This is a genomic window from Azospirillum sp. B21, from assembly GCF_008364825.1.
GTDB lineage: Bacteria > Pseudomonadota > Alphaproteobacteria > Azospirillales > Azospirillaceae > Azospirillum.
In genome coordinates this window covers 54,132-78,188 of sequence record NZ_VTTO01000018.1, presented here as the reverse complement: position 1 = coordinate 78,188, position 24,057 = coordinate 54,132, and the positions used below count along the sequence as shown (strand labels likewise).

General features: G+C 67.8%; 20 protein-coding genes and 1 pseudogene. 7 read left to right on the top strand and 14 right to left on the bottom strand.

Annotation, left to right across the window (positions count from 1 at the left end):
• Positions 1 to 9: 9 nt before the first annotated feature.
• The gene (locus FZ983_RS28015) at positions 10 to 1,494 is read right to left on the bottom strand and encodes a PLP-dependent aminotransferase family protein (RefSeq protein ID WP_149227594.1); all 1,485 of its coding nucleotides are present in this window, start codon (positions 1,492 to 1,494) and stop codon (positions 10 to 12) included.
• A 293-nt stretch (positions 1,495 to 1,787) separates the two neighbouring features.
• Here FZ983_RS28015 and tauA point away from each other — a divergent pair, with 293 nt between their 5' ends.
• Genes tauA through FZ983_RS27985 form a run of 6 tightly spaced genes read left to right on the top strand, consistent with a single transcriptional unit; the run spans position 1,788 to position 7,554 of the window.
• Positions 1,788 to 2,795, top strand: coding sequence for a taurine ABC transporter substrate-binding protein (gene tauA / locus FZ983_RS28010; RefSeq protein ID WP_149227592.1), 1,008 nt, complete (start codon positions 1,788 to 1,790; stop codon positions 2,793 to 2,795).
• 47 nt (positions 2,796 to 2,842) lie between these two features.
• Positions 2,843 to 3,646 carry a taurine ABC transporter ATP-binding subunit gene (gene tauB, locus FZ983_RS28005; protein ID WP_149227590.1) on the top strand — a complete coding sequence of 268 codons (804 nt, stop codon included), beginning with the start codon at positions 2,843 to 2,845 and terminating at the stop codon, positions 3,644 to 3,646.
• The gene (locus tag FZ983_RS28000; RefSeq protein ID WP_188092555.1) at positions 3,643 to 4,527 is read left to right on the top strand and encodes an ABC transporter permease subunit; all 885 of its coding nucleotides are present in this window, start codon (positions 3,643 to 3,645) and stop codon (positions 4,525 to 4,527) included. The genes tauB and FZ983_RS28000 overlap by 4 nt, the downstream gene beginning before the upstream one ends.
• A gap of 26 nt (positions 4,528 to 4,553) precedes the next feature.
• Complete coding sequence (locus FZ983_RS27995; protein WP_149227588.1) at positions 4,554 to 5,309, top strand: sulfite exporter TauE/SafE family protein; 756 nt, start codon at positions 4,554 to 4,556, stop codon at positions 5,307 to 5,309.
• A gap of 14 nt (positions 5,310 to 5,323) precedes the next feature.
• Positions 5,324 to 6,112 (top strand): SDR family NAD(P)-dependent oxidoreductase, encoded by a 789-nt coding sequence (locus FZ983_RS27990; protein WP_149227586.1) that lies wholly within the window; start codon positions 5,324 to 5,326, stop codon positions 6,110 to 6,112.
• A gap of 44 nt (positions 6,113 to 6,156) precedes the next feature.
• A complete protein-coding gene (locus FZ983_RS27985) occupies positions 6,157 to 7,554 on the top strand; it encodes an aminotransferase class III-fold pyridoxal phosphate-dependent enzyme (protein ID WP_149227584.1) in 1,398 nt (465 codons plus the stop codon).
• Positions 7,555 to 7,753: 199 nt separating this feature from the next.
• Here the strand turns inward: FZ983_RS27985 and FZ983_RS27980 are convergent.
• The 4 genes and pseudogenes from FZ983_RS27980 to FZ983_RS27965 all read right to left on the bottom strand — a co-directional run.
• Positions 7,754 to 8,022, bottom strand: a pseudogene (locus FZ983_RS27980) (4Fe-4S dicluster domain-containing protein); the annotation flags it as partial.
• A 92-nt stretch (positions 8,023 to 8,114) separates the two neighbouring features.
• Entirely contained in the window at positions 8,115 to 10,592 is a 2,478-nt protein-coding gene (gene torA / locus FZ983_RS27975; RefSeq protein WP_149227582.1) for a trimethylamine-N-oxide reductase TorA, read from the bottom strand.
• Between the two features lie 44 nt (positions 10,593 to 10,636).
• Positions 10,637 to 11,263, bottom strand: coding sequence for a molecular chaperone TorD family protein (locus FZ983_RS27970; protein WP_149227579.1), 627 nt, complete (start codon positions 11,261 to 11,263; stop codon positions 10,637 to 10,639).
• 45 nt (positions 11,264 to 11,308) lie between these two features.
• On the bottom strand, positions 11,309 to 12,490 hold the full coding sequence (locus FZ983_RS27965) for a NapC/NirT family cytochrome c (RefSeq protein ID WP_149227577.1): 1,182 nt from the start codon (positions 12,488 to 12,490) through the stop codon (positions 11,309 to 11,311).
• Positions 12,491 to 12,631: 141 nt separating this feature from the next.
• On the opposite strand from FZ983_RS27965, the gene FZ983_RS27960 reads away from it, so the two are divergent.
• Complete coding sequence (locus FZ983_RS27960; protein WP_149227575.1) at positions 12,632 to 13,336, top strand: response regulator; 705 nt, start codon at positions 12,632 to 12,634, stop codon at positions 13,334 to 13,336.
• Here the strand turns inward: FZ983_RS27960 and FZ983_RS27955 are convergent.
• The 9 genes from FZ983_RS27955 to FZ983_RS27915 all read right to left on the bottom strand — a co-directional run bounded on the left by FZ983_RS27955 (position 13,290) and on the right by FZ983_RS27915 (position 24,045).
• Entirely contained in the window at positions 13,290 to 16,058 is a 2,769-nt protein-coding gene (locus FZ983_RS27955; protein WP_149227573.1) for an ATP-binding protein, read from the bottom strand. The genes FZ983_RS27960 and FZ983_RS27955 overlap by 47 nt on opposite strands.
• 164 nt (positions 16,059 to 16,222) lie before the next feature.
• Positions 16,223 to 16,342 (bottom strand): hypothetical protein, encoded by a 120-nt coding sequence (locus tag FZ983_RS27950; protein WP_247884012.1) that lies wholly within the window; start codon positions 16,340 to 16,342, stop codon positions 16,223 to 16,225.
• A 93-nt stretch (positions 16,343 to 16,435) separates the two neighbouring features.
• Positions 16,436 to 17,362 (bottom strand): FAD-binding protein, encoded by a 927-nt coding sequence (locus FZ983_RS27945; protein ID WP_149221812.1) that lies wholly within the window; start codon positions 17,360 to 17,362, stop codon positions 16,436 to 16,438.
• 194 nt (positions 17,363 to 17,556) lie between these two features.
• Positions 17,557 to 18,306 carry an electron transfer flavoprotein subunit beta/FixA family protein gene (locus FZ983_RS27940; RefSeq protein WP_149227571.1) on the bottom strand — a complete coding sequence of 250 codons (750 nt, stop codon included), beginning with the start codon at positions 18,304 to 18,306 and terminating at the stop codon, positions 17,557 to 17,559.
• Positions 18,303 to 19,193 carry an aldolase/citrate lyase family protein gene (locus tag FZ983_RS27935; RefSeq protein WP_149227569.1) on the bottom strand — a complete coding sequence of 297 codons (891 nt, stop codon included), beginning with the start codon at positions 19,191 to 19,193 and terminating at the stop codon, positions 18,303 to 18,305. Before FZ983_RS27935 ends, FZ983_RS27940 begins: the two co-directional genes overlap by 4 nt.
• Positions 19,190 to 20,038, bottom strand: coding sequence for a MaoC family dehydratase N-terminal domain-containing protein (locus FZ983_RS27930; RefSeq protein ID WP_149227567.1), 849 nt, complete (start codon positions 20,036 to 20,038; stop codon positions 19,190 to 19,192). Before FZ983_RS27930 ends, FZ983_RS27935 begins: the two co-directional genes overlap by 4 nt.
• Positions 20,035 to 21,525 carry an FAD-binding oxidoreductase gene (locus FZ983_RS27925; RefSeq protein ID WP_247884011.1) on the bottom strand — a complete coding sequence of 497 codons (1,491 nt, stop codon included), beginning with the start codon at positions 21,523 to 21,525 and terminating at the stop codon, positions 20,035 to 20,037. The genes FZ983_RS27930 and FZ983_RS27925 overlap by 4 nt, the downstream gene beginning before the upstream one ends.
• Positions 21,526 to 21,554: 29 nt before the next feature.
• Positions 21,555 to 23,009, bottom strand: a complete 1,455-nt coding sequence (locus FZ983_RS27920) for an aldehyde dehydrogenase family protein (RefSeq protein ID WP_149227565.1) — start codon at positions 23,007 to 23,009, stop codon at positions 21,555 to 21,557.
• 52 nt (positions 23,010 to 23,061) lie between these two features.
• Positions 23,062 to 24,045 carry a 2-dehydropantoate 2-reductase gene (locus FZ983_RS27915; protein ID WP_149227563.1) on the bottom strand — a complete coding sequence of 328 codons (984 nt, stop codon included), beginning with the start codon at positions 24,043 to 24,045 and terminating at the stop codon, positions 23,062 to 23,064.
• Positions 24,046 to 24,057 lie beyond the last annotated feature (12 nt).

Genomic DNA, 24,057 nt, shown 5'->3' with positions numbered 1-24,057 from the left:
AGCAGCCTGCTAGACAGCCTCGTTCCGCAGCAGGGCGCTCAGACGGCGCAGTCCCGGTTCGATCCGGTGCGTGGCGATGGAGGTGAAGCCGAGCCGGAAAAAGCGGCGGCCCTCTGCCGGATCGAGGAAGAAGATGTCACCGGCCTCGATCAGAACGCCCTGGTCGCGCGCCCTGCGAACCAGATCGCGGCTGTCCAGGTCGGGAGGACCCTCAACCCAAAAGCTTTTCGCGCCGAAATCGCGGCGGAAGCGGCAGCCGGGCAGAAGCTCCGGCAGCAGGTCGGCAATCCGCGCGGCCCGCTCCTCCAGCACGGTCGCGGTCCGGCGCAGATGCTGCCGGTAATGGCCGAGCTGGATGAAGGTGGCGAGGCTGCGCTGGTTGTTGGTCGGCGGATGGCGCAGCATCAGGCGTCGCAGGACGCGCAACTCGTCAATCACCGGCTTTGGCGCCACGACGTAGCCGATGCGGAGTCCCGGTGCCAGAATCTTGGAGAAGCTGCCGGTGTAGATCACCCGGTCCACCCGGTCGAGGCTCTTCAGGCAGGGGAGATCGGCATCCCCTTCCACCGACAAGTCGGATTCGTAATCGTCCTCGATCAGGACGACGTCGTGGCGGGCGGCGGCGTCCAGCAGGGCGCGCCGCCGCCCGATCGGCATGACGGCGGTGGTCGGACACTGGTGCCCCACCGTCACGAAGGCGACCCGGCGGCTTGCGAAAACTGCATCCGGCACGACGCCGAAGCCGTCGCAGGTCAGCGGCCGCATGTCCGCCGTCGCGATGCCGACCATGTGGCGCACGTCGGGATAGCCCGGATTCTCGATTCCAACCGGCGTGTCACGGCCGACCAGCAGTTGGACCAGCATCGACAGCGCATGTTGGGAACCGATGGTGATGATGATCTCCCCCGGACCGGCGAAGATGCCGCGGCGGGGCAGAACCTTGTGGCGCAGCTGGTCCAGCAGGTCGGGGTCGTCGTCATCGATCATGTCGCGGGCCCAGCGGGTGATCTCCTGCACGCTGGACGCCGCCTTCACGCTCTCCCGCCACGGGTTGGTCGGGAACAGGCTGGGATCGAACTGCCCGAAGAGAAAGGGATAGGGATAGTCCATCCAGTTGCGCGGCTTGGTGATCTGCGGCAGACGCGATGGCCGAATGGCGAAGCGCGCTGCCCAGCCGCCGGCCTTGTCGGCCGCGATGCCGGCGTCCGTGTGCTCCGCCCCCCGCCGGTCGTCCGACGAGGCGACGAAGCATCCGCTGCGCTCCCGCGCGACCAGCAGCCCATCGTCGATCAGATGCTGATAGGCGGCGTTGACGGTGTTGCGCGAGATTCCCAGCGCCTCGGCAAGGCTGCGGCTGGAGGGAACCCGCATGTCGGGTGCCAGCAGGCCGGTCTCAATGGCGTCCGCGATGATCCCCCTCACGCGCGCGCTCAATCCCTGCGGGTCTCGCTCCATCCCGCCGAAAAGAAGCCGCCAGGCGGTGTCGATCTGCATGGTGCAACCGTCCTTCTTTCCCAGGGCATAACGTCGGGCTGCGTGCCCCGGTATGCGGAAAAGCAAGAAGGGTGCCGGCCGGTGAAGGGCCGAAAGGCGTTGGTTGCGGCAGCCGGGATGGTTACCGGACGGGCGTCTGCCCAAAGAGGCGCCACATGGCGCGGGATGGGGCAGCAGTTCGGGCGCCGGACCAGTCACTGCCGCAAACCGGGAGGATCTGGACCTTTCGGCGGAGGCGGCGGCTGGGTCCTAATGGTCGCATCGGATTGACCGGCCTCGACGGAGACCCCGCCATGACCTTCAGCAAGACCCTGCTCGCCACCGCCTTCGTCGCTATCGGCGCGCTGTTCGGGGCCTCCGCCCCGGCCGTGGCCGCGGAGAAGACCGTCACCTTCGCCTATCAGGACATGATGACGCCCATCCGCGTCCTGATGGAAAGCGGAGAGCTGGAGAAGAAGACCGGCTATGCCGTGAAATGGGTGAAGTTCGGCGGCGGCGGCGACGTGATCCGCGCCATGTCGTCCGGCAACGTCGATATCGGCGAAGCCGGCTCCTCCCCCATCGCCGCGGCGGCCTCGCAGGGTCTTCCCATCACGCTGTTCTGGATCCTTGACGACATCGCCAACGCCGAACAACTGGTCGCCCGCAACGGCAGCGGCATCAGGTCCATCGCCGACCTGAAAGGCAAGACGGTGGCCGTACCCTTCGTTTCGACTTCCCACTACCAGCTGATGTACGCGCTGCAGGAGGCTGGGTTGTCGGGCAAGGACGTCAAGCTGCTGAACATGCGTCCGCCGGAAATCGCCGCGGCGTGGGAGCGCGGCGACATCGACGCCACCTTCATCTGGGCGCCGGTCCTGACCGCCGCGAAGAAGAACGGTACCGTCATCGCCAGTGCCGGCGACTTCGCCAAGAAGGGCAAGGCGACCTTCGACGGCATCGTTGCCACCAAGGCCTTCATGGCCGCCAACCCCGACTTCATGACGACCTTCGTCAAGCTGCTGGCCGCCGCCGATGCCGATTACGCCAAGACCGGGGACAGCTGGACCGTCGGGTCGCCGCAGGTGGCGGCCGTCGCCAAATGGACGGGTGCGGCCCCGGCCGACGTGCCGGATGGGCTGGCCGCCTACCGCTTCCTGACCGTGCAAGAGCAGGCGTCGAAGGAGTGGCTGGGCGGAGGCGCCGCGGAGGCGCTGAAATCGACCGCCGAGTTCCTGAAGAGCCAGGGCCGCGTCACCGAACTGGCCCCCGATTACGGCCCCTTCGTGACCGCCGACGTGGTCAAGGCGGCGGCCAAGTAACGATCCGGCCCGCAGCTCCATCCCTCCCTCAAGCCGGGAAACCAACCATGCTCGAAGTCCGCAATGTCAGCGTCCAGTATGGCGGCGGGGAAAGCGCTACCGTCGCCTTGTCCTGGGTCGATCTGACCATCGAACCGGGGGAATTCGTGGTGGCGCTCGGCGCGTCGGGCTGCGGCAAGACCACCCTGCTGTCCTGCATCGCCGGCTTCCTGCCGCCGACGGACGGAGAAATCCTGTTGGATGGCAAGCCGGTCACCGGGCCGGGGGCCGACCGCGGCGTGGTGTTCCAGCGCCACGCCCTGATGCCCTGGCTGAGCGTGGCCGACAATGTCGCCTTCGGACTGAAGATGCAGGGCATGGGCAAGGCGGAACGCGGCCGGCGCGCCCGCAGCATGCTGGAGCTGGTCGGACTTGCGTCCTTTGCCGACAAGCGGATCTACGAGCTGTCGGGCGGCATGCAGCAGCGCGTCGGCATCGCCCGCGCGCTGGCCGCCGATCCGCGCATGCTGCTGATGGACGAACCGCTGGGCGCGCTCGATGCCTTCACGCGCGAGCAGATCCAGGAGCTGATCCTGCGGGTGTGGGCGGAGACGCGCAAGATGGCCTTCTTCATCACCCACGAGGTGGAGGAGGCGATCTTCCTCGCCACCAAGCTGATTATCATGACCCCGCGCCCCGGCCGGATCGCCGAGACGATCCCGTTGGATTTCAGCCAACGCTTTCTGGCCGGGCAGGATGCCCGGTCGGTCAAATCCTCCCCCGATTTCATCGCGATGCGCGAACGGGTCCTGGGCTTCATTCACGAGCGCAGCGACCGCCACAGCGACGCCGCCACAGGAGAGGCCGCATGAAACCCACCGTCACGGAAACCATCCTCCCGGATCGGCCGAAGTCCTCCGACGGTCTGGCCGGCATTCCGGCCGGTATGGTGCCGTTGAACCGGCTGCGCCGCCGGATGCAGGGATTCCGGTCGCAGCCGGCGCTGATCAGCATGGCGGCCATCCTGGCGGCGTTGGCGCTGTGGGCGGCACTGACCGGCCAGGGCGTGGTCAAGCCGCTGTTCCTGCCGAAGATCGGGACGGTCTTCCAGGCCTTCCTCGATGCGGTGGACGGGCGGATCGACGGCGCGCCTCTGGCCGAGCACATCGCCATGAGTCTGGTGCGTGTGGTCAGCGCCTTTCTGCTGGCGGCGCTGATTGGCATTCCGGTGGGGCTGGCGACGGGCCTGAGCCCCGCCTTGCGCGCCGCGCTCGACCCCTTCATCGAATTCTACCGGCCGCTGCCGCCGCTGGCCTATCTGCCGCTGGTCATCATCTGGTTCGGCATCGGCGAGACCTCGAAGGTCCTGCTGATCTTCTTCGCCTGCTTCGCCCCGGTGGCGTTGGCTGCCCGGGCCGGCGTGTCGGCGGCGGCGGCCGATCAGGTCAACGCCGCCCGTGCGCTGGGCGCCAGCCGCTGGCAGGTGGTGGTGCATGTGGTGCTGCCGGCGGCCTTGCCCGACATCCTGGTCGGCCTTCGGATCGGCATGGGGGTGGGCTGGACGACGCTGGTCGCCGCGGAGATGGTCGCCGCCTCCACCGGGATCGGACAGATGGTGCTGAATGCCTCCAACTTCCTGCGCACCGACATCGTGCTGATGGGGATCTTCGTCATCGGCGCCTTCGCCGCCCTGTTCGAATTCGGCATGCGCTGGCTGGAACGCCGTCTGGTGCCCTGGAAGGGCAAGGTCTGAGCCACTGAGGGAAGGTATCGGGTCCGATGTCGATGCTCCTCTTCGGGGGCGTGACCTTCCTCGCCGCCGCCTTCCGCGGGGTGACGGGGTTCGGATACGCCCTGATCGCGGCGCTGGGGCTGCTGTTCCTGCCCTCGCCCGCCGCCGGCATCCCCTTCATCCTGGTCAGCGACCTGCTGCTGACCTGCTTCCTGCTGCTGGACCGCGACCAGGGGAGGGTGGATTGGACGGTGGCGGGGCTGCTGCTGGCGATGGGATTCGCCGGCGCGCTGTGCGGCAGCCTGATCGCCGCCGGCCTCGATGAGGGAACCTCGCGGGTGCTGGTCGCGGTGACGATCTTCGCGGCGGCCTGCGTCGCCCTGGTTCGCGAGCCGCCGCGCTGGCTGCGGCACCGGGTGATCGGGGCCGGCATCGCCTTCGTTGTCGGCGTACTGCTTGCCGCCTTCGCCGTCGGCGGGCCGCTGATCGCGGCATGGCTGCTGGCCGGCGGGCGGGACCGGCGGACCATCAAGGGCACGCTGGCGGTTTTCTTCGGCGCGGTCGACGCGCTGAGCCTCGCCGGGCGCGCCATGGTGGGCGCCATCGACCCCGGCGTCGTCGGGCTGCTGGCGACCTTCATCGGTCCCACGCTTGCCGGGTTCGCCGCCGGCCGGCTGCTGTCCGCCCGCCTCAGCTTCGACGGCTGGCGGCGGCTGGCCTCCGGGGGCCTGTTCGCCGTGGCGGTGGCCGGCCTGATCCAAACCGCCGTCACCCTTGGCCTGAGCTTCACCACTCCGTCATGAGGAAAGATCACACGATGTCGAACAACGCCCCGAAAACCGCCACGGCCGGAACGGCGATCGTCACCGGCGCCACTTCCGGTTTCGGCGATGCCATCGCCCGGCGGCTGGTGGCGGAAGGCTGGCGGATCGTCGCCACCGGCCGGCGCCGGGACCGGCTGGACGCCCTGGTCGAGGCGCTGGGCGGCCCGGATGTCGTCCATCCGCTGTGCTTCGACATCCGGGACGAGGAGGCGACGCGCGCCGCGCTGGCCACCCTGCCCGACGCCTTCGCCGACATCTCCGTCCTGGTCAACAATGCCGGGCTGGCGCTCGGCACCGGGGCGGCGCAGGACTGCGACCTGGACCAGTGGCGCACCATGATCGACACCAACGTCACCGGACTGGTGACGATCACCCGGCTGCTGCTGGACCGGCTGATCGCCCGGCGCGGGCTGATCGTCAACCTCGCGTCAGTCGCCTCCAACTGGCCCTATCCCGGCGGCAACGTCTATGGCGGCACCAAGGCCTTCGTGAAGCAGTTCTCGCTGGGCCTGCGCTGCGACCTGTCGGCGCAGGGCGTGCGCGTGACCTCCATCGAGCCGGGTCTGTCGGAAAGCGAATTCACCCTGGTGCGCACCGGCGGCGACAAGGCGGCCTATGACGCGCTCTATGGCGGCGCCAACCCGCTGCAGCCGGAGGACATCGCCGAGACGGTGCGCTGGGTGGTCTCGCTACCGCCGCATGTCAACATCAACAGCGTGGAGATCATGCCGGTGAGCCAGTCCTGGGCGCCGTTCAAGATCCACCGCGACGCGCTTTCCTAATCCCGCCGTAACCGGCACCGCATCCGACCCCTAGGAGATGACCGATGGATGACGTCCTTCGGAACGACGTGTCACGCGTCAACGACATCCGACATGTGATCGAGGCCGACCGTGCCCATGTCTGGCACCATCTGACCCAGCACAAGGGCTTCGAAACAGCCGACCCGCGCATCTTTGTCGAAGGCAAGGGAATGCGGGTGTGGGATGCCGCCGGGCGTGAATATCTCGATGCCGTGTCCGGCGGCGTGTGGACGGTGAATGTCGGCTATGGCCGGGCCAGCATCGCCGACGCGGTGCGCGACCAGCTGGTCAAGCTGAACTATTTCGCCAACTCTGCCGGATCTATCGCCGGCGCCCGCTTCGCCGAAAAGCTGATCGGCAAGATGCCGGGGATGAGCCGGGTCTATTACTCGAACTCCGGTTCGGAGGCGAACGAGAAGGTGTTCAAGATGGTGCGCCAGATCGCGCACCGGCACCATGGCGGCCGCAAATCCAAGATCCTCTACCGCGAGCGCGACTATCACGGCACCACGCTCGGCACGCTGGCGGCGGCGGGGCAGGCACAGCGCCGCGCCCAGTTCGGTCCCTTCCCCGAGGGCTTCGTCGAGGTGCCACATTGCCTGGAATACCGCAGCCAGTACGGCGCGGTGGAGAATTACGGCGAGCTGGCCGCCGACGCCATCGAAGCGGTGATCCTGCGGGAGGGACCCGACACGGTCGGCGCGCTGTGCCTGGAGCCGATCACCGCAGGCGGCGGCGTCATCACCCCGCCCAAGGGCTATTGGGAGAAGGTGCAGGACATCTGCCGCCGCCACGAGGTGCTTCTGCACATCGACGAGGTTGTATGCGGTCTCGGGCGCACCGGCACGTGGTTTGGTTACCAGCATTACGGCGTGCAGCCGGACTTCGTCACCATGGCGAAGGGCGTGGCTTCCGGCTATGCGGCGATTTCCTGCACCGTAACGACCGAGCGGATTTTCGAGCTGTTCAAGGACGAACCCTCCGACCCGATGTCCTTCTTCCGCGACATCTCGACCTTCGGCGGCTGCGTCGCCGGGCCGGCGGCGGCGCTGGAGAACATGCGCATCATCGAAAACGAAAATCTCCTCGCCAACACCCAGGCGATGGGGGAGCGGCTGATGTCCGGCCTGTGGGAGCTGTCGGAGCGCCACCAGGCCGTGGGCGACGTGCGCGGCAAGGGGCTGTTCTGCGGCGTCGAACTGGTCCAGGACCGGGCGACGAAGGAACCGGCGGAGGAGAGGCTGGTGCAGGCGGTGGTCGCCGACTGCATGGCGAACGGCGTCATCATCGGCGCCACCAACCGCTCGCTTCCCGGCCTGAACAACACGCTGTGCCTGAGCCCGGCGTTGATCGCCACCGCCGATGACATCGACCGCATCGTCGCGGCCATCGACGGCGCATTGTCGCGCGTCTTCCGCTGAAGGGCGGCAATTCCCCAAGAGACCGTCGCAAACCTGGGGGGAGGATGATACGGCGCGTCCGGCAGGCAGCGAACCGGGTGTGCGATGAAGTGGCGGGTTAATGGTGGAGGTGACGGGTGAGGACGGCGCGGTGACGCAGCACGTGATCGCCGCGGGTGAGCGCTCCGCAGTCGGCCAGGCGGCGACGCTCGGCCGGTGTGCAGCCGATGCATCGGTCCTTGTCGTGCAGAACCACCCCGTCGACGGTTCGATAGATGCTGTTCACTGGGCAAGCCGCGAGGCAGGGCGGATCGGAACAGTGCATGCAGATATCGAAATGGACCGCTCGCCCGGCTTGCCGTCCCTGGTCGTCACGACGCGGCGGCGGTTCATGCCCCAGGGCAGATCATGCTCGTTCTTGCAGGCGGTGACACAGGCGTTGCATTCGATGCAGCGTTCCGTATCGCTGAGAAATACCATACGCGCCATGGTAGGGCCCTCGGCCTGGATGGCCCCTGGAATGGTCCGTCCGGCAGCCGGCAGCCCTTTGCGAAATGGGACTGCCAGCTGCCGGACGGTGATTACGCGTCCTTCGGCGTGTCGAACACCGTGACCGCCGGAGGCGTGCCCTTGTAGAGCTCGACTTCGGCCAGACAGGTGTGCGCAGAGGTGGCCTGTCCCAGCTTGGACGTCGGGATGTCCGGCGTCAGTACGTTCGGATCGCCGTACTTGCACAGGGTGCCGGGCTTGCCGCCCTCGGCCGGATCGTACCAGGCGCCCTCCTGCAGTTCGATCACGCCCGGCCGGATATCGTCCGAGACCACCGCGCCGGCCAGACACTGGCCGCGGCCGTTGAAGACCCGTACGACGTCACCGGACTTGATGCCGCGGGCTGCAGCGTCGGCACTGTTGATCCGGCAGGGTTCGCGCCCGCCGACGGCATACAGCTCCCTCACCTTCGTGCCGTTCAGCTGCGAGTGCAGACGGAACTGCGGATGGCTGGAGTTGACGTGCAGCGGGTATTTCCGCTCCCGCTGGCCCAGCCATTCGCTGGGTTCGAGCCATGTCGGGTGCGGTGGGCAGTCGTCATAGCCCATCTTCTCGATGGCCTTGCAGTAGATCTCGATGCGGCCGGTCGCCGTCGGCAATGCGTTGATGACCGGGTCTTCACGGAAATCGGCGTATTTGGTGCGCCGCACCGCCGAATCCGGCGTCGAGAATTCGACCACGCCGGTCTTGTTCCAGAAGGTGTCGAAATCCGGCATCGGGATCTTCTTGGCGGTCGCCTGCTTCAGCGCGTCCTCATAGATCTCGCGGACGCGCTCCAGCTCCGTCTTGCCTTCGGAGAATTCGGGCTCGACGCCCAGCCGCTTGGCGAGTTCGACGAAGATGTCGTAGTCGTTGCGCGATTCGAAGACCGGGTCGATCAGCTGCTTCATCGCGACGACGGCCTTGCGTGCGACCACGCCCACCCGCTCGATGTCGTTGCGCTCGACGCTGGTGGTGGCCGGCAGCACGATGTCGGCATGCCGCGCGGTCGCCGTCCACTGGAAGTCCTGCACGATGAAGGTCTGGATCTTCGCCCAGGCTTCGACCATGCGGTTGCGGTCCTGATGGTGGTGGAACGGATTGCCGCCCGCCCAATAGCAGAGCTTGATCTCAGGATAGATGTGGGTGCCGCCATTGTGCTGGTAGGTCGTTCCCGGATTCAGCAGCATGTCGACGACGCGGGCGCAGGGAATGCTGGTGGTGCCCTTTTCCTTCGGCCAGGGCTTGATCTCCTTGCGCTTGCCGATCTGCAGCGAACCGGCAAGACCCGGTGCGTTGGCGCTGGGTGTGCCGGCATTGTCCAGGTGGTAGCGCTGGCAGAAGCCGCCGCCCGGCAGGCCGATCTGCCCGACCATGGCGGCCAGCGTCACGAAGGCCCAGGGGAACTGCTCGCCATACTGCTGACGCTGCGGCGTCCAGCCGCTGACCAGCATCGACCGTCCTTTGGTCAGGCGGCGGGCGAGGTCGCGGATCGTGTCCGCCGGCAGCTCGCACAGGGAGGCGGCCCAATCCGCGGTCTTCGGCGTGCCGTCCTTCTCGCCGCGCAGATACTGGGCGAACTGATCGAAGCCGAAGGTGTAGTTCTCCAGGAACTCCTTGTCGTGCAGGTTCTCGACCAGCAGCGTGTGCGCCATGCCCAGCGCCAGGGCGACGTCGGAATGCGGCCGCACCGGCAGCCATTCGGCCCCCAGCATCTTGCAGCCTTCGGTCCGCACCGGATCGATGAAGACGGCCTTCTTCCCGGCCTTCTTCATGGCTTCGAACCAGCCATATTCGCCATGGTCGGGAATGGCCGCCGAGATCTGGTTGTTCTTCAGCGGATCGCAGGCCCAGAAGACGATCAGGTCGGTGTTGTCGAGAATGGTCTGGTGGCTGGTTTGCGGCCCCTCGGCGTCGATCGAGCCCACCACATAAGGCATGATCGCTTCGATCCCGGCCTTCGAGTAATTGCTGGACGACACCACGCTGCCGCCGGTCAGGTTCATCAGGCGCTTCAGCATCGTTTGCGGGTTGCCGACGCGGCCGATCGGACCCCAGCCGTAGGAGCCGGTGTAGATGCCCCAGGGACCGAAATCGGTCTGCACCCGCTTGATCTCGCCCGCGACGAGGTCGAGCGCCTTCTCCCAGCTCACGCGGACGAAATCACCGGCGCCGCGGGTCTCCGGCGCGGCCCCCGGCCCCTTTTCCAGCCAGGCGCGGCGGACCATCGGATAGCGGATCCGCGTCGGCGAATAGACCTGATCCCAGGCGCCCAGCAGCTGCGGGCTGGGGTGCGGGTCCTTCTCCCACGGGCGCAACGAAACGAAGCGGCCCTTCTCGATCTTGGCCCAGAAGGCGCCCCAGTGCGAAGCCTGGAGATACTCGCCGTCCGCCACGGCCGCACTCGCGGGCGCCGCAAAGGCCTTCGACAGCCCGAAGGGCATTCCCGACAGGCTGCCGAGTGCCGCGGCCGCCGACGTCGTCTGCAGGAACCGGCGCCGGGAGATGCGCAGTGTGTCTTGTTCCATCATGAGAGATTTTCCTTTTCAAAAGACTCGGTCGGAAGGCCGGCTGGTCAGGTGGCCAGAGCCAGGGTGCCGTCTTCGAGCAGGTTCGTGAGCAGGGCCGCCAGCGGCGCGTAAAAGCCGGAACGATCGAACCGGGCACAGGCCCGGGCGAGGGTGGGGACCCATTCGACCAGACGCTCGCGCAAGGCAACGGCCTGCCCGTCGGCGATATCGGGCATGCCGGCGCCGGGCCGTATCAGCAGGGCCAAGGCGGACAGTTCGATGGCGACATGATCGGTCGGCTCGGCGAAGCCGTCCGCCGGCTGCAGCCCGCAGGATGCGAGAAGCTCCGCCATGCTGTCCGCCGGCCCCTGGAACAGGCGCCCGGTACCGCGATAGGCAGATTCGAAGGGAGGAGCGCCGGCGGCTCCGCCGATGCCGAGAAACAGCTGGCAGTAGCTGCTGTTGAGCAGCGAAACCGCCTCCTCGTCGGAAGCCGGGGCCAGCACCGCGGCCAGCGCGCGCCGGAGATCGATCGCGTAGAGCGGGTCTGCGCCAAGCGCTTGGAGCGGCCCGAAGCTGCCGTGCCGGCGCAGGGCGCGGATGTCTTCGAGTTCGAGAGGCGCCCCGAAGATGCCGGCAAGTTCGCCGCAGATGTCGGCGAGTTCGGTGGCGGAAAGGGACCGGGCGGACATGGCGTCTGTCTCCGTCTTGATGGGTGGGTTTGGCGCAGCCCAGGCTCAGGAGCCGTGCTTCGCCATGTCCTTTGCCTGGCGCTGGAGGTAGGACTGGAGGTACCGCACGTCTTCGGCGCTGAGCGCGGTGCTGTCCTTCATGTCCTTGATGATCCCGATCCATTGGTTGGCCGGGAAATGGTCGGCATGGGGCTGGCTGTGGCAGGAGCCGCAAGCCGCGCCGGCCATCTCCGCGCCATAGGCATCGAGTGCCGTGCGGTCGGCGGTGAAGGCCGCGCTCTTCACCCAGCCGGTCACGCTGGCCTGCTGCCAGGACAGGCCGGTGTCGGGATCGCTTTCCGCCTCGCCCTGTCTGGCGACGCTGTCGGCCAGTTTCGGCGTCATCGTGATCTGGAAGATGCGCCGGGCCTTGGCTGCCACCAGCAGGCGGCCGGCGCCTTCCTGCAGCCAGCCCTGGACCTCCACCCTGGCGAAGTCGCCCTGGCGCTCCAGAACCTTGGCCTCCGTCAGCGGGAAGACGGTGCCGTCACCCTTGCCGGGGGTCCCTTCGGGCCGTTCGCTGTAGAGTTCGGTGCTCTCGAAGGCATAGAGCGTGCCGGCGGAGCCGCTTTTGGCCGGGGCTGCGTCCTTCAACTCGGTCAGCATCGCCCGGTAGCCGCTCGACATGTCGGGAAGCTTGTGGGCGATGCCCTTGTGGCAGGTGATGCAGGTCTGTCCCTGCTCCATCCCCTTCGCCATGAGGCTCTGGGCCTTCGGGCGCTGCTTATGGACGTCCATGGCGTCCTGGGAATGGCACGACCGGCATTCGCGCGAATCCGTGGCCTCCATCTTGGCCCACACCGTCTTCGCCATGTGCAGCCGGTTCTTCTCAAACTTCTCCGGCGTATCGATCGTGCCGAGCACCGTGTGATAGACGTCCTTCGCCGCGGTGACCTTGGCGATCATCTTGTCGATGAAGGGCTTGGGCACATGGCAGTCGGAACAGATGGCGCGCACGCCCGACGCGTTCTTGAAATGGGGGGAGTTCTGATACTCCTGATAGACGGTCGCCTGCATCGAGTGGCAGGAAACGCAGAACTCCAGCGAGTTGGTTTTTTCGATGACGACCGAGAAGGTCCCCCACGCCGCCAAGGCGCCGCCGGCAGACAGCACCGCCACCGCAACCATCGCTCCGACGCCGACAGGCTTCTTCAGCCATTTCCGTAGTCGTGAGGTCCGACCAAACATTTCGGCTCTCCTGTTCCGTCCGCCAGTTGCGGAATACTTGGATCAGGAGATATCCGGCTGGTATGAATACGCGTTCGTCAGGTTGCGAACAGGATATTAACAGGACGATATGTCGCAGACGGCGCACCAGGGATGTTGAGTATGAATGATTTTCATCTCGTTGTTGTGGAGGACGAGCCGGTCGCCCGTGAAACCCTTGCCGGGTATCTTGAACGGGAGGGTTACCGGATCACCGCGGTGGAGGATGCACGTGGTCTTCATGGCGTCCTTAGCCGGGAACGGGTGGATCTGGTTCTGCTGGACATCCGCCTGCCCGGCGAGGATGGGCTGAGCATCATCCGGGAACTGCGCAGTCGCTCGGGTCTGCCGGTCATTTTCGTGACCAGCCGGTCGGACGAAATCGACCGCGTCCTCGGGCTGGAACTGGGGGCGGACGATTACATCACCAAGCCCTTTTCACCGCGCGAACTGCTGGCGCGGGTCCGCACCGTCCTGCGGCGCAGCACGGACGGTTTCCGGCCGGAGCGGCACAACCTCACGCGGTGCTTCGCCAACTGGACCTTCGACCTGTCCCAACGCATCCTGACCACCACCGATGGGCACGAGGTCCGGCTCACCCGTGGCGAGTTCGAACTGCTCGCCGCGCTGATCCGCCATCCCGGACAGGTGCTGTCGCGCGACACCCTGCTGGACCAGATCAGCCATCGCGACGGACCGCCGAACGACCGAACGGTGGATGTCCTGATCGCACGCCTGCGCCGGAAGATCGAAGCCGATCCGGCCGATCCGCACCTGATCGTCACGGAACACGGGGTGGGCTACCGGTTCGCCGGGCCCGTTCGCTGAGCACGTCGACCCAGGCATCGTGCAGCGCCCTCACGGCCAGCGGAACCTCCGCCGTGATCGCCTCGGCACAGTCGCGAATGCGCTCCGGATGGCTGGCCGCCGCCTGTTCCGCCTGCCGTGCCAACTGCGCCAGTGTCCGCAGGCCGACCTGACCGGCCGCTCCCTTCAGCCTGTGCACCGCGTCGCCGAACGCCCCGGCATCGCCGATCCTGGCGGCTTCCGCCGCCTCGGCGGACAGGGCCGGAGCGGTTGTCGCAAACAGTTCGACGATCCGGCCCGCAAGCTCTTCGCCAAGATCGTTCGCGCGCTCTTCCAGCAGCGTCAGGGTGGTCTCGGACGGTGGCCGGCAGATCGCCTCCAGGGCGCCGATGGACTCCGCCAGTACCCGTTCGATGTCATCCCGGCGGAACGGCTTTTCCAGATAGCCGGTCATGCCCGCGGCGAGGCAATGCTGCAGGCGGTCGGTCGCCACGTCGGCGGTGAGCGCCACGACGGGCACCTCACGACGCGTCACGTGCGGCAGGGCACGGATGCAGCGCGTCAACCCGACGCCATCCAGACCCGGCATGGCGAGATCGGTGATCACGACATCATAGTCGGTCTCAGCCGCCAGCTTCGCCGCGGTACAGCCGTCCGCGGCATGGGTGACCGTGTGCCCCATCCGCTCCAGCATCGTGACGGCAACGGCGGCGTTCACCTCGTTGTCCTCGGCCAGCAGGATCGACAGGCTGGGCAGCGGCTCGGCAAGGGCGGGAAGGCCTGCAACACCGGGGCCCGTTACCGCTTCCGGGACCTCCAGCACGACCGTGAAGGTGCTGCCGCGGCCTGGAACGCTGGTCACGGCGATGTCGCCGCCCATCATCCCGACGATGCGCTTGCAGATGGCAAGGCCCAGCCCCGTGCCGCCGAAGCGCCGTGTGATCGACGAATCGCCTTGCGCGAAGGCGTCGAACACATGGCCGACCGCCTCCGGCGTCATACCGATGCCGGTGTCGACAACCTTGAATTCCAGGCGAACCCGACCCGATCCGGCAGCCTCTTCCAGGCACCGGGCGCTCAGGGTGACGCCGCCGGCGTGCGTGAACTTCACGGCGTTGCTGACAAGGTTCAGCAGCACCTGACCGAGCTTCGCCGGATCGCCCAGCAGCGAGGCAGGCAGGGGCGGATGCTCGCAATGGAAGGACAGGCCCTTGGCAGCGGCCTGGGGCTTCATGGTCGCGGTGACGGTCTGCAGGAGGCTTTCCGGGCTGAAGGGAATGGCTTCCAACTCCATCCGCCCGGCCTCGATCTTCGAGAAATCGAGGACATCGTTGAGGACGGCCAGCAGAAGGGAGCCGGACTTCGAGATCGCGTCGAGCCATTGCCTCTGCCGGTCCGTCAGCGGGCTGTCCTCGAGCAACTGAACCATGCCCAGGATGCCGTTCAGGGGAGTCCGCACCTCGTGGCTCATGGTGGCAAGGAAGGCGGTCTTGGCGCGGTTGAGTTCGTTCGCCTGCCTGATCTCACCGTCCCGCGCCTCGTCGAGCAGGCGATGCAGATGCTGCGCCCGCAGTGCGCCGATCCGCAATTCCTCCAGCGCGCCCGCCATCACCCCCGTCTCGTCCGGATAGCCGGTCGCGGGCACCGGTGCGTCGAACTCCTGCCGCGACAGCCGGCCGATGGTGGCGACCAGCGTCGTCATCGGCTGCGACAGACGCCGCCGCACCACGACGATCGACAATCCTCCAAGCAGGAGGCTGGTCACCGCCAGCCCGGCCATGCCCACCAGCATCAGGAAGGCCTCCGCCTTGCGCTCGTCGGCGCGGGCGATGGCAAGGTCGAGCGCATGCTCGCCGAGCGTCAGGATTGCGTCGTAGGCGGAGACGCACAGTTGCGACCATTCGGCAGCCGGCATGGCCGGCCCCCCGGATCCGTTCAATCCGTGGAGGATCTCGTCCATCCGTGCCTGCACCGCCTCCGTGATGAGGCGGCCGGCCCGAACATCCTCGATCAGCTGAGCAGGCGCTCCGGGACGTCGCAGAATGGTCTCAAGATCCCGCCAGCGGGACGTGTAGGCACCGACATCCTCCCTCCATGCCTCCAGCTGACCGCGATCGAGCGGCACATTGCGCTGGATGTTGGGCCGGAAGGTGGAACACGGGCGTCCATACCGTTCGCGAATGACGTAGGACGACTGCCGCACCTGCACCAGTTCGGCGATGGTGGGGTCGAGCATCCGCACAGTGTTGCCGACCGCGATGGAGGCATCGCCGAGCCGACCGACCACATCGAACATCGCCTGACGCCAGGGTTCCGCCGGGGCCATGTCACGGTCCGTCAGGGGATGCCGCAGCTGCTCCGCGATCAGGACACGCGTGCGCTCGAGAGCGGCGTAGGATTGCCGGGCCGCCTCGAGCATCGAATCCCGTTCCTCGATGCCGGTTTCGCCAATAGAGGCGAGCGCCGATCTGTAGTAGGCATCGACCGTCCGATAGGATTCATGGACCAGCGCGCGTGCATCGTCGTGCGTCAGCACCGCCACGCCGGTCACGCCGACCTCGTAGCGGATACCGGTCATCGACTGGAAAAGGACGCGGTCGGCATGCGTCAAACCGACGATCCGCTGCGCGTCGAGATAGGCGAGCCATTCCTGCCCCGCCAGGAGACTGGTGATCAGGCCCAATGCCAGAATAGACGCCCATTGCAGGGCGAGCACCAGCCGGGCCAGTGAGTGTCTGAACACGCAATATCCTTCCCACCAGGACAGGGCAGGAACTCAGGACGCACCGTGGCGCGATGACACTTAGTAGCACTCTCCTTCAGGAATCCCTGTCGGCCTTTTGACGCAGCGCCCGGCGTTTTGCAGCGAGGCGTCGAGGTGTGGAAATCGCCCGGCCCCACTGCCGATCAGGTGACGCGAATGGAGTTCGGGCATCCGAGGCCGAGCAGTTGCAGGACGGAGGGGATCAGACCTTCGGTCCTGCGTAGCGCCAGCCGGAAGACGGCGCGCAGCATCAGCCTTGTCACGATCGCCAACCCCGCTGTCTACGTGACGATGCCCGATGACGTCCTCCCGGCCTACCGGCATGCGGCAGCACGCCCTTGTGCGTTTGTCCCGCGTCACAGCGCCTGCTGCAACTCCGGCAGGGCCTTGAACAGGTCGGCGACGAGGCCGTAGTCGGCGACCTGGAAGATCGGCGCCTCCTCGTCCTTGTTGATGGCGACGATCACCTTGCTGTCCTTCATGCCGGCCAGATGCTGGATCGCGCCTGAGATGCCGACGGCAACATACAGGTCCGGCGCCACGATCTTGCCGGTCTGCCCGACCTGATAGTCGTTGGGCACGAAACCGGCATCGACGGCGGCGCGGCTGGCGCCCACCGCAGCGCCCAGCTTGTCGGCGATGGCCTCCAGCAGGTGGAAGTTGTCGCCCGACTGCATGCCGCGCCCGCCGGAAATCACGATGCGGGCGGAGGTCAGCTCCGGACGCTCCGACTTCGACAGCTCGGCCGAGACGAAGCTCGACAGGGCCGGGTCGGCCACGGCGGCGACGCTTTCCACCGGGGCGCCGTTGGTGGCGGCGGCAGCCTCGAAGGCGGTGGTGCGGACGGTGACGACCTTCACCGCATCGGCCGACTGTACGGTGGCGATGGCGTTGCCGGCGTAGATCGGCCGCTCGAAGGTGTCCGAAGAGATCACGGCGGTGATGTCGGAGATCATCGCCACGTCGAGCAAGGCGGCGACGCGCGGCAGCACGTTCTTGCCGGTGGAGGTGGCGGCGGCGAGGACATGGCTGTAGCCGGGGGCCAGCGACACCAGCAGGGCCGCCACCGGCTCGGCCAGAGCGTGCTCGTAGGCCGGGTCGTCGGCGAGCAGCACCTTGGCGACGCCGGCCAGCTTGGCGGCGGCATCCGCGGCGGGGGCGGCATTGCGGCCGGCGACCAGGATGTGGATGTCGCCGCCGAGCTTGGCGGCGGCGGTCACCGCATGGGCGGTGGCGGGCTTGAGGCTGGCGTTGTCGTGGTCGGCGAGGATCAGGATGGGCATGGGGCGGGTCCTTGGTTGGCGGGTGGCGAGGTATCGGCTGCGGGCTCCGGATTGCCCCCTCCCCATCCCTCCCCCGCTTTGCGGGAGAGGGGGTAGGACGCTTGTCGGCGTGACGTAAATGCCGAAGCGGCGGAGTTCCCTCTCCCGCGAGAGCGGGGGAGGGTTAGGGAGGGGGCACCCGGTGCAACCAGTCCTCAGATCACCCGCGCCTCGTTCTTCAGCTTGTCGACCAGGGTGGCGACGTCCGGCACCTTGATGCCGGCCTGACGCTTCGCCGGCTCAGCGACCTTTACCGTCTTCAGCCGCGGCGTCACATCGACACCCAGCGCATCCGGCGAAACCGTCTCCAGCGGCTTCTTCTTCGCCTTCATGATGTTGGGCAGTGAGGCATAGCGCGGCTCGTTGAGGCGCAGGTCGGCGGTGACCACCGCCGGCAGCTTCAACTCCACCGTCTCCAGGCCGCCGTCGATCTCGCGGGTAACCGCGACCGTGCCGTCGCCGGCAACGACCTTCGAGGCGAAGGTGCCCTGGCCCCAGCCGAGCAGGGCGGCCAGCATCTGGCCGGTCTGGTTGCAGTCGTCGTCGATCGCCTGCTTGCCGAGGATCACCAGTCCCGGCGCCTCCTTCTCGACCAGGGACTTGAGGACCTTGGCGACGGCGAGCGGCTCGGTGGTCACGTCGGTCTGGACCAGGATGGCGCGGTCGGCGCCCATGGCGAGAGCGGTGCGCAGCGTCTCCTGCGCCTGGGTCGGGCCGACGGACACGACGACGATTTCGGTCGCCTTGCCGGCCTCCTTCAGGCGGACGGCCTCTTCGACGGCGATCTCGTCGAAGGGGTTCATGCTCATCTTCACGTTGGCGGTCTCGACGCCGCTGCCATCCGCCTTGACGCGGATCTTCACGTTGTAGTCGACGACCCGCTTGACGGGGACGAGAATTTTCATGGCAGTCGGTCCTCTTGCGGCTGGGCCGCACATGTGGCGCGGGACAGGATGCGGCGGGCCTTGCGCGCCATCGCTTCGTCGATCATGCGGCCATCGACCACCGAAACGCCTTTGGCGCTTTCCGCCACGATGCGGCGGGCCTGGGCGATCTCGGCTTCGGTCGGGGTGAATGTCGCGTTGATGGTGGATATCTGGCCGGGATGGATTGCCGCCTTGGCCCCGAATCCCAGTGCCAGTGCGGCGGCGGCTTCCCGCTGCATCCCGGCGTTATCGGTCAGATCGAAGAAGGGGGAGTCCACCGCTTCGATGCCCGCCAGCGCCGCGGCATTGATCAGCCGGGACCGCGCGGACAGCAGCGGCTCCCACGCGGTGGCGCAGCCCAACTCGGCGGACAGGTCGGCGGCACCGAAGAACAGGGCGGCCAACCGGGGCGATGCGCAGGCGATGTCCTCCACCGCCGCGACGCCATGGGCGGATTCGATCAGCGCCACCAGCGGCAAGGGCCCGCCCGCTCCGCTCAGAAGCGTGTCGACCCAGCGGATCATCTCGGCACTGTCGACCTTCGGCACGATGACGAAATCCGGCCCGCCATTTTGCGGGCGGCGCATCAGGGCCAGCAAATCCTCGAGACCCTCGGACGTTACCGGTGCGTTGATGCGCAGCGCCCGCAGGATTGGCGCGGCAGGTGCCGCCAGGGCGGTCAACGCAGCATCGCGCGCCGCCGCCTTGTCGGCAGGCGGCACGGCGTCCTCCAGATCGATGATCAGGACATCGGCGCCGGACCGCGCGGCACGGTCGAAGCGGTCCGGGCGCGTCGCCGGGGTGAACAGCCAGCTGCGACGGGGCCGCTGGCCGGCAATTTCTCCGTCTCGAACCGCTTCGCTCATGGCGTGACCGCGAATTCGGCCGTCATGGCGACCTGACCGTCCGAACCGACAACCCATCCATGGATCTCGCCATCCCCCCTCTCCGCCGCGTTCAGCGTGAAGGGCGCGGTGTCGAACAGCGGCCGGCGGGCGCGGAAGCGGAAGCCGGCGACGCTACGGTCGCCGAGATTGCGCAGCACCAGATCCATCAGCAGGGTCGCCGTCAGCGGTCCATGCACCACCAGCCCCGGATAGCCTTCCGTCTCGCGGCAGTAGGGGCGGTCGTAATGGATGCGGTGGCCGTTGAAGGTCAGTGCCGAATAGCGGAACAGCAGCACCGGATCGGGGGTAACGCTGCCGGTCCAGTCGGCCGCGGGCAGCGGATCGGCGGATGCCGGGGGCGCCGCCTCGCCCGGCTTGGCGGCTTCGCGGTAGACGATGTCCTGCTTTTCGCGGATGGCGACGCCGGCATCGGTCGCGATCTCATGCATCACGCTGACGAACACCATCTCGCCCGACCGGCCGGCCTTGTGCTCCACCGATTCGATGGTGGAGGTTCGCCGCATCTCCGCACCGATGGGGATCGGCGCTAGGAAGCGCATGTCGCTGCCGGCCCACATCCGGCGGGGCAGCGGCACCGGCGGCAGGAAACCGCCCTTGCGCGGGTGGCCGTCCTCGGCGATGTCCCGCTGCGGCGTGTTGGGGAGGAAATGCAGCCAGTGGCCGAGCGGCGGCAACTCCCCCGCCGGCCAGGGCGGGGTGTCGTGGTCTAGCGTCGCCGCCAGCCCGGCCAGCGGTGCGGCGGCGGCGGTGTCCGTCCGCCTCTCCACCCGGCCAATCCAGTCCTTCAAATGACCAAACGTCACGGCGCCACTCCGGATGAATGCAGGATTTTTCCCGGATTCATGATGTTGTGCGGATCGAAGGCACGCTTCAGCGTCGCCATCATCTCCAATTCCACCGGGGATTTGTAGCGCGGCATCTCGTCGATGCGCAGGCGGCCGATGCCATGCTCGGCCGAGATCGATCCGCCGAGATCGACGACGATGTCGTGGACGATGGCATTGACCGTCGCCAGCTTCGCCCGCCATTCGGCCGGGTCGCCGTCTTCCGCCTGGATCGGGTTGTAATGGATGTTGCCGTCGCCGAGATGGCCGAAGGAGAAGGGGCGGATGCCCGGACAGGCCCGCTCCAGCGCCGCGTCGGTGCGGTCGAGGAAGCGCGCAACGCGGGAGATCGGCACCGAAACGTCGTGCTTGAAGGACACGCCCTCACGCTTCTGCCCTTCCGGGATGCCTTCGCGGATGCGCCACAGCGAATCGGCCTGGGCCTTCGATGCTGCGACCACGCCGTCCAGCACCTCGCCGGCCTCCATCCCCGCCTCGAGGATGCTTTCCAGCATTTCGGCCAGCCGGTTGCCGGAGTCCTGATCGGCCAGCTCCACCAGCACGTACCAAGGATAGCGGTCGCGCAGCGGATCGGGCACATCCGGCACATGGCGGCGGGCCACGTCGATGCAGGCGCGCTGGATCAGCTCGAAGGTGACGATGCGGTCGCCGGCCACGCCCTTGGCGCGGGTCAGCAGATCGACGGCGTCGCTGGGGGCCGACACGGCCACCAGGGCGGTGGCGGTGGCGCGCGGCAGCGGTGACAGCTTCAGCACCGCGGCGGTGACGATGCCCAGCGTGCCTTCCGACCCGATGAAGATCTGTTTCAGGTCGTAGCCGGCATTGTCCTTGCGCAGGCCGCGCAGCCCGTCCCAGATCCGGCCGTCGGGCAGCACCACCTCCAGCCCGGCCACGAGGTTGCGCATGTTGCCGTAGCGCACGACCTGCACGCCGCCGGCGTTGGTCGCGATGTTGCCGCCGATCTGGCACGACCCTTCGGCGGCGAGGCTCATCGGGAACAGCCGCCCGACGTCGCGCGCCGCGTTCTGGATGTTGGCGAGGATGCAGCCGGCCTCCACCGTCATCGTGTCGTTGTCGATGTCGATCTCGCGGATGCGGTTCAGCCGGTTGGTGGAGATGACGATCTCCGATCCGTCGGCATGCGGCTGGCTGGCCCCGGTCAATCCGGTGTTGCCGCCCTGGGGCACGATCGGGGTGCGGGTTTCAGCGCAGACGCGGACGACGGCGGCGAGAGCCTCGGTGCTGTCGGGCAGCACCACGGCGGGCGACCGGCCGACCCAGCCGTCGCGCCAGGATTCCATGAAGGGCTTCATGGTGTCGGGATCGGTGATCAGGCCGCGGTCGCCGACGATGGCACGGATCGGGGCGAGTACGGCCGTCTCGAAGTCCGGCCGGAGGGCGGTTTGCCCGCTGGTCTGCCCGCTGGTCTGAATGTCGTTCGGCAAGGGAGCTCTCCCTGGGCTTCGGGCCCGCGTCACAGCGCGCGGTAGGCCGTTTTGATGATGGTGTAGAATTCGATGGCCGAGCGTCCCTGCTCGCGCGGGCCATAGCTCGACATCTTCCGGCCGCCGAACGGAACGTGGTAGTCGACGCCCGCCGTCGGCAGGTTCAGCATGGTCATGCCGGCCTGGATGTTCGCCTGGAAATGGCGGGCGTGTTTCATCGAGTTGGTGATGATGCCCGACGACAGGCCGTAATCGGTGTCGTTGGCGACGGCCAGCGCCTCCTCGTAATCCCTGACGCGGATGACGCTGGCGACCGGTCCGAACACCTCCTCGCGGTTGATGGTCATGGCGTTGCTGGTTTCGGTGAACAGGGTCGGGGCCAGGAAGTAGCCGCGCGTCGGCCGTTCCAGGCGCGTGCCGCCCGACGCCAGCCGGGCGCCCTCGTTCAGGCCGGTGTCGATGTATTGCAGGTTCTTGGTCAGCTGGAACTCGTCGATCACCGGGCCGATCTGCGTCTCCGGCAACAGGGCGTGGCCGACGCGCAGAGCCGCCATCCGCTCCACCATCGCGGCGACGAAGGCGTCGTGGATGCTGTCCTCGACGATGAAGCGGCCGGTGGCGGTGCAGCGCTGACCGGCATGGAAATAGGCGCTGTTGACGCCGATCTCGGCGGCGCGCTCCGGATCGGCGTCGCCCAGCACCACCAGCGGGTTCTGACCGCCCAATTCGAGCTGGACGCGGATCATCCGCTCGGCACAGCGCACGGCGATGCGCCGTCCGGTGTTGACGGACCCGGTGAAGGACACCGCGTCCACCGCATCGACCACCGCCGCGCCGACATTCGGACCGGCGCCGATCACCAGATTGAACAGGCCGGCCGGCATGCCGTGCGCTTCGAGAGCCGCTGCGATGATGCGGGTGACGGCGATGGAGATGCCGGGGGTCTTTTCCGACGGCTTCCAGATCACCGCATTGCCGAAGGCCAGCGCCGGGGCGATCTTCCACATCGGCGTGGCGACCGGGAAGTTCCAGGGCGTCACCAGACCGATGACGCCGACCGGCTCGCGGGTCACGTCCACCTCGACCCCCGGCCGCACCGAGCCCAGCGTCTCGCCCGGCGCCCGTAACGCCTCCGCCGAGAAGAAGCGGGCGAGATGGGCGGCGCGGACGATCTCGCCCAGGGCATCGGGGATGGTCTTGCCGCCCTCGGCGGCGGCGATCCGTGCCAGTTCGTCCTTGCCGTCGAACAGCGCGCGGGAGATGGCGTCGAGCACCAGCGAGCGCTGCTCCACCGTGGCGGCGCGCCACTGCGGCTGGGCGCTGCGGGCGGCGGCCACCGCCTCCGCCACGTCGTCGGCCCCGGCCAGCGTATAGGACCCGGCCAACTCGTCGAGATCCGAGGGATTGAAAATGTCGAGCCGGTCGCGGCCCGGCCGCCAGCTGCCGGCGATGAAGTTGGTGATCGGGCGGGTGTCGGGGGACATGTCGAGTCTTCTCCGGAAATCTGTTCGTTCGAGGCGGGGGCGGCGGGCGGGTTCAGCCGGCGCGCGCCACCCGCTCCTTCAGGGCGGTCAGCGCCCACAGCGTCTCGATGGTCGGCACCGCCACGCCGCGGCGGCGGGCCAGGTCCAGGACGGCGGTCACGATGGGGTCGATCTCCATGCTCCGTCCCGCTTCGAAATCCTGCAGCATCGACGGCTTGTGGCCGGGGACGCCGCTGCCGCGGCCGAGCCGCTCGTCGATGTCGTCGGGTAGGTCGACGCCCCAGGCACGCGCCACGGCCAGGCATTCGCGCATCAGCCGGCCCTGGACGGCGGCCATGCCGGGGGCCTGTTCCATGGCGCCTATGGTGGCGCCGGTCAGCACACTGGTCGGGCCGACGGCCATGTTGAGCATCAGCTTGTTCCACAGCGTGACGCGGATGTCGCCGGGAAGGCGGGCGGTGGCGCCGGCGGCGTTGAAGGAATCGACCAGGGCCGCCAGCTTCGCGGCATGGTCTCCGGGCCGGGGGGCGCCGAAGGCCAGCACCGGCATGGCGGTGTGGGCGACGATGCCCGGCTCGACGATGCGGGCGGGGAGAACCTCCATCACACAGGCGGCGACCCGCTCCGGCCCGATCGCGGACCAGATGGCGCCGCCGGGATCGACCACGTCCAGCGGTTCCGGCGTCACGTGGTCCCCGGCGCCGTACAGATACCACCAGGGGACGCCGTTCTGCGCCGCCACCACCAGCGTGTCCGGGCCGCAGAGCGCCGGAAAGGACGACGCCAGCGCCGGCAGCCCGTGCCCCTTGACCGTGACGATCACCACGTCCTGCGGGCCCAGTTCGGCGGCGGAGTCGCTGGCCTGCGGTCTGCACGTCAACGTTCCCTTCGGCGTCTGGACGGTCAGCCCGCGCTCGCGGATCGCCGTCAGATGCTCCCCGCGCGCCAGCAGCGACAGCTGGTGCCAGCCGGTCGCGGCGAGATACCCAGCCAGCGCGCCGCCCACGGCGCCGGCTCCTACGACGGCGATGCGCATGGTGTCATTCCT